Here is a 6,000-nt window from a genome sequence, read left to right on the forward strand (position 1 = left end):
GCTCTGCTTTGGCGTGCGGCCGTGGCGGAATTGGTAGACGCGCAGCGTTGAGGTCGCTGTGGGGTAACACCCGTGGAAGTTCGAGTCTTCTCGGCCGCACCAAGCAGACCCGTCACCGGTGACCATATGCTGTCAGGGGTGGACTTGTTTTACCAATGATACCAGTGCTTTGGCCATGTTAAGCGGACAAAGAGCGTCAGGGCGTGACAGGCGATGACATCGCTAAAGTATGACCAATTGTAGGCCCGGAAGTAGGCCTAATAGTAGGCCCGGAGAGCGGGCCATTTCTTCTTCAGTTACAAATTCGGCGGGGATCGGTTTTCGGTCCCCGGAGCGCAGTGATATGGCTGTTGGCCTTATGCGTTGCCCCGTTTTTAAAATCATACCTCTGGTTCCCGCGTGACCCGCGCGCTGAACAAGCTAAGCGCCGCCCGGGCCAAGGCCCTGCGTGATCCAGGACGGCACAGTGACGGCGCTGGGCTCTATCTCCGTATCCGACCATCCGGTGCCAAGAGCTGGATCTTCAACTACTCAGACAATGGACGGCGACGAGATTTGGGTCTTGGCGGCTATTCCGACGTCACTCTGGCCCAGGCTCGGGACCGGGCTAGCGCCTGCCGCTCTGCTATGGCGGAAGGCTGCCGTCCTTCTTCTGCCCTGGTGTCCCGGCGTAATGTGACCTTCGAAGAGGCCTCCCGGCGCTATATCGCCATGCGGTCCTCTGACTGGCGATCCGCCAAGACCCACTACAAGTGGGACATGTTCCTAGAGCGCTATGGCAAGCCTCTGATGCCACTCGCCTGCAAGGATATCCGGCGCGAGGATGTAGAGGCCGCTCTGCGTCCCCACTGGATCCGAATCAACCACTCCGCGCGCTACTTCCGCTCTATGGTGGAAAGCATACTCGACTATGCGGCTGTCAAAGGCTGGCGTGAGGGTGACAACCCTGCCCGGTGGAAGGGGAACCTGGAGCATGTCCTAGCCAGAAAGAAACCTCCAACCCGTCACAACACTGCTGTGCCCTTTGATAAGGCGCCTGAGCTGTATAGTTCCCTACTGGCCTCGTCGCGCTCTGGGCCGCGGTGTGCGGCCTTCGTGATGCTGACAGCCGCCCGGAACGGAGAGGCCCGCCTTGCCTCTCGAGATCAGATCGATTGGGATACCAAAGTCTGGACCATACCGGGAGAGATGATGAAGCGCGGCCGTGAACATACCGTGCCTCTGTCCACACAAGCCATTGATCTACTCCAGGCCCAACCCGTCTATGGTTGGACCAATCTTTTCTTCCCGGGACTGCGTCAAAAGCCGCTCTCGGACGCCACTGTTCGCATGGCGATACGGCGTGTCGGCTTTTCTGAGGCCACCGCCCATGGTCTACGCTCGACCTTCCGAGACTGGTGCGGAGAGACGGGTGTCTCGCGCGAACTGGCCGAGCTGGCTTTGTCTCACGCGGTCGGCAACGAGACGGAACGTGCCTACCGCCGTATGACCGCGCTGGAGCGCCGTAGAGGGCTCATGCAGCAGTGGGCAGACTATCTCGCGAACGAGACGCGCTCGCGTTCTCATCGTGCCTGTATCAACCGGTTCGAATTTCAGGATCCCACACTCTCAAAAAATGAGATGTCCTATCACAATGGCTAGTAAGTCTGGTCGGATCGTTCAATTTCCCTTTGGGGCGGATCTTAAGAGAGTTGTTCTTTCAAAATCTGAACTCGATGAATCATCAATACAGACCGTTGCTGATGCTCCAACGCATGATGATAAGCAGCCGCTAGCTCACCCAGCACTGTTGTTTCAAAAATACGGATAAATTTTTCGACGGGAGCTGAATAATATGAGTCTCGCTTTTGCCGCCCGTGTCGGAGAAATTATATCGATCGTTTTATCTCTAGAATAAAACTCAGAGCGACCGACCTCTATGAGGCGAATTACAGCCGAAATCGCAAACATTACCAGCGGCTGTCACGAGGCGATCATAAGCCGCTCACTTTAGGCAACTCGGGGGCAAAGCAGACATCCCGATTTCGCGACCTATTGCGTACTCTGCTCAGAGTATTTTTTGAAATTAGGGTTGGCTACGAAGGTGGAGGCATCATCCGGTCTCAAGATTATTCCTGGGTGAATTTTCGACTATGCCGCTGGGCCGCAGAGGCGGTGTGGGTTTTCATAAACGAAAATGAATGGGTTCATTCATTGGAGGTGCGACCAGATGACTTGCATTTTTGTACAGGTGTGTCACGGTTGCGTTAGCGATGTCGGCAATCGCGTCTTATAAAACGAGCTGACCCTAGCTTCGCGCCCAAACAAAAGCGTATGCTTTACTGAAGGGCATTTTATGGCCTATCTTTTATTTTCTCCTAATTTTTCTCTTGTTGGTATGCGCCAAGGAGAACATCATGGGAACGCCATTATTTATTGAGAGTCTGTCACAGGCGCGCAAAAACGCGGCGAAGTGGCTCTCCATTATCTCGGTAACAGCCTTGAGTGCCGGATGGGCTCAGACCGCCCATGCCGACTATCCCAATGCCCGCGTGACCAATAATACGGAATACACCGTTTCGGGCAAAGTTGAATATGTGTCCTGGTTATGTAGCGATGACAGCTACAGCGTTGCGCCGGGCAAGACATGGACGGCAACATCCCGGGGCGTGTGCCTGATTGACGACATTACGGGGTCCACTGGTGGCGCTATCGGGAAATACGGTGAAAGCACGAGTATTACTCCCTATCACGCGTCACCTGCGACGTCATATGGTAGCTTTCAAATCAATGCGTTTAGCGGGTCTTACCGAATATTTTCTGCCGACGAATGGGACAAGGTTAGTAATACCAAACAGGGTAAAAGCCCGGGGTTTTACTTCGTTAACAAAACCGCTTGGCCCCTAACCTATTCTCTCGACCAAGTGGGGTGTTTGTACCACGGTATAATCCCGGCAGGTGAAGGTGAAAAGGGCGTCAGACGGGTGGATACAGGTGCGGTTTGGTTCACCCTGAAAGTTGCCATCCAGCCTGACGGCATAGACCCCGTGTCCAATTGGGATTGTGTTAAACCCGTGGCCGAACTTGTCGGTGATGTCGCCATGGCAGCTGTGACAGGCGGCGGCACAGCCGTAGCCAAGGCCGGAGGCAAAGTCATCGTGAAACAGGTCGCGAAGGAGGCTTTGAAAGCCGGCGCTAAGAAAGCCATCAAATCAGCCGCGAAGAAAGTTTTAACGGAACTCGGAAGAGACGAACTGGGTAAGCTGCTGTCTGACGCCGGTAGCGTCGAGCTTTACGGCCAATATGCTGGCTATGAATGGCCGTTTCGCTGCGATAACATGCCGGAATATCACATTGTCGGTGGACCGGAACCACTCAAAGACGAAGACGGCAAGATCTACCTTGAACGGGGGACACCGTTCAAGGTGACTAAAGTCAATGATTGCGGTGATGATATGATGACCGGATCAAAGCGCTCTATGGAATCCGATCAAAGCTCGTTCAGCGATTGGCCCGGCGGCGGCGGCAATAGCCTCATCGAAACCGGCGACCCGACTTGTGTCACATTTTATACAGGCACAAATGCTGGAGGCCAATATGAGCAGCTTTGCGGTGTGAATGACAACAGTCCAATACCCAAGGATTTTTCTATTCCTTATCGCAACAAAATTATGAGTTTTAAATGCAATTCTGGTCTTAAATCCTTGCTGTTATTAAACTTAAGAGAACCCGTGAAAGCATATTCGTGCAAGGGCGGCAATGTCATCAATACGGATGGTTACTTTAAGTCTGCCACAGCGGCTGTTTTTTATACTGTGCCTTGTTGCGGTGACGAGCCCAAGCCCCCGACGGCGGCGCAACAAGCGGCGCAACAAGCCGCGCGGGCGAAAGCCGCAGCAAAAGCTGCCCAAGAGGCACAAGTAGCAGCACAAGCAAAGGCTGCTGCTGAGGCCGCCAAACGAGCCGCAGAACAAAAGGCATTTGAGGATCGCGTAGATGCTGAAAATGCGGCACTCGAAGCGGGCTGGGCCGCGAGCGCAAAACTCCTCTATGGCAATTGCAGTCATCGGGGAACTGTCTCATCCATCGAAAGTCCCAGCGCCGTCGCTGAAGAGATCAGGATATTCAATAAAGGATCCAAAACCATCCATATTTACTGGATCGACACGCAGGGACAAGAGGTCAATTATGCGTCGCAAGACGAACCGGTCCACACCATTGCCTCGGGGCCGTCTGGCGTAACCGAATATGGCTCGCCGAATTATTTATACATCGCGACGGATGATAACGGCGAATGTGTGGGTATTGGAAACGGGATTAATTTCTCCGGTGAATTTAATTTCGACCCCGACCTTGTCGTCCCCGGTGCCAACCCGCAAAAGGCCGCCGCGCCGCAGCAGACTGGCTCTTCTGAACAAGGGAGCTATGTTGATGAGGATACGGGATATGTAGACACCAATGCCTATACCGATGATCAATCAGGCAATGATGGCGTATCAAACAGTGTGGAAGGCCCCGGCTGTGAATATTTCGGACAAGTGGCGTCAACTGACGAGGGCGAGATCGTCGACGTACGGTTCGAGAATCAAACCAACGACATGCTGGACATCTACTGGATCGACGGTAATGGGCAGCCCAGCAATTATTCAGAGGATGACGGTACCGTTGCGTCTATTCCGGCGCAGTCTTTTCAGAATGTCAGAACCAGAATCGGACATATTTTTGTAGGAGTTGATTCTACTGGAATATGCCTCGGGATGGCCGCCGCTGAGACCAGCGGAGAGACCATCGCCTACACGCCTCTACAGTAAGTGCGGGTCGTTTTGAGAAGCGGGCGCAACTGGCATAGCCGATGTGCGCTTGTCTTATACACCGCAACCTTACTTACTGGATGCGCGGCGTCGCAGGAAAACTCGCCGGACCTTGCTAAATTCAGATTGGGTGAGCGCCTCGACTGTCCCGGCTGTGATCTCGCGATTGCCGATTTGAGGCGGCATAATCTCGTCGGAGCCGACCTTTCAGGCGCTGACCTCTCGCATGCCAATCTACACGGCGTGGATATGAGCGGGGCTAATCTTACAAATGCGAATTTGGAAGGCGCCGATGTGGGCCATGCAAATTTAACAGGCGCTGTGCTTAACGGGGTAAATTTGGAGCGGTCGAGCTTAATGAAAGCTGTGCTGCGCGGCGCGGTCTTATCGGACGTAAAATTAACCGGGATATGGATGCCGGAAGCCATTCTGACGGACGCCATACTCGACGGGGCTGATTTGACGGACGTAGACATGACAAGTGCCGTCGTCGATGACGGCGCCTTTGATAAGGCTGTTCTTTGCAATACAACATTACCCGATGGCCGCGCGCGTGATCGCGATTGCGTTTTTAACGAACGAAATACGCTTGATGATATTCACTAAACCAAAGGGACAGACTATGAACAAGACAACTGCATTACTGATGTTGCTCTATGCCTCTCTGATCAGTTGTACGTCTCCACCCGCCCCGGCCATAGAATGGTCCTGTCGCAACCCATTCGCCGAAATAGCCTGCCAAGGACAGGACTGCTCTGTGGCTCTTCCTGGTGATTACACTCCAATGGAATTGACCTTAGATTCCTTCGGCGAAATAAGCCTCTGCGCGTATTCCGGATGTTGGAGCGGTAAGGCCGAAACAATTTCCACGACAGGAAATTATTTTTCCGTCATCGCCTTAGGCTTGCCTTGGAACGGGACAGACGGTGCGGTGTCGGATATTTCCGCAACGATCAATATGGAAACAGCGATGGCCACGATTATAACATATGGTTTTGCTCAGCCGATGAGTTGCAAAGTTTCTTAATTTCTTTGGTAACAATGAAAACTGAAATATCTAACCGTTCAATCTGAAGCCAACTTACAAGCAATAGGTACTGGGGAATGTCCGTCGTCATATAAAACGGCACAGATTTCGGCCTGGGCCAAGAGAGACTTTGCTCACCTTTATTGATTGATATTAGGCGACGGCTTTGCGGTATTGCAACCG

At 53.1% G+C, this 6,000-nt stretch carries 4 protein-coding genes and 1 tRNA gene; all 5 read left to right on the top strand.

From position 1 onward, the window contains the following. Positions 1-15: 15 nt before the first annotated feature. The 5 genes from IE105_RS13570 to IE105_RS13590 all read left to right on the top strand — a co-directional run bounded on the left by IE105_RS13570 (position 16) and on the right by IE105_RS13590 (position 5,817). Positions 16-102, top strand: a tRNA-Leu gene (locus IE105_RS13570). A 297-nt stretch (positions 103-399) separates the two neighbouring features. Further along, entirely contained in the window at positions 400-1,641 is a 1,242-nt protein-coding gene (locus IE105_RS13575) for a tyrosine-type recombinase/integrase (RefSeq protein WP_189499352.1), read from the top strand. Positions 1,642-2,396: 755 nt separating this feature from the next. After that, the gene (locus tag IE105_RS13580) at positions 2,397-4,790 is read left to right on the top strand and encodes a hypothetical protein (RefSeq protein ID WP_189499354.1); all 2,394 of its coding nucleotides are present in this window, start codon (positions 2,397-2,399) and stop codon (positions 4,788-4,790) included. 126 nt (positions 4,791-4,916) lie between these two features. Continuing rightward, positions 4,917-5,396 (top strand): pentapeptide repeat-containing protein, encoded by a 480-nt coding sequence (locus IE105_RS13585; RefSeq protein WP_189499355.1) that lies wholly within the window; start codon positions 4,917-4,919, stop codon positions 5,394-5,396. A gap of 16 nt (positions 5,397-5,412) precedes the next feature. Continuing rightward, entirely contained in the window at positions 5,413-5,817 is a 405-nt protein-coding gene (locus tag IE105_RS13590) for a hypothetical protein (RefSeq protein ID WP_189499357.1), read from the top strand. Positions 5,818-6,000 lie beyond the last annotated feature (183 nt).

The organism is Algimonas arctica, assembly GCF_014652695.1.
Classification (GTDB): Bacteria; Pseudomonadota; Alphaproteobacteria; order Caulobacterales; family Maricaulaceae; genus Litorimonas; species Litorimonas arctica.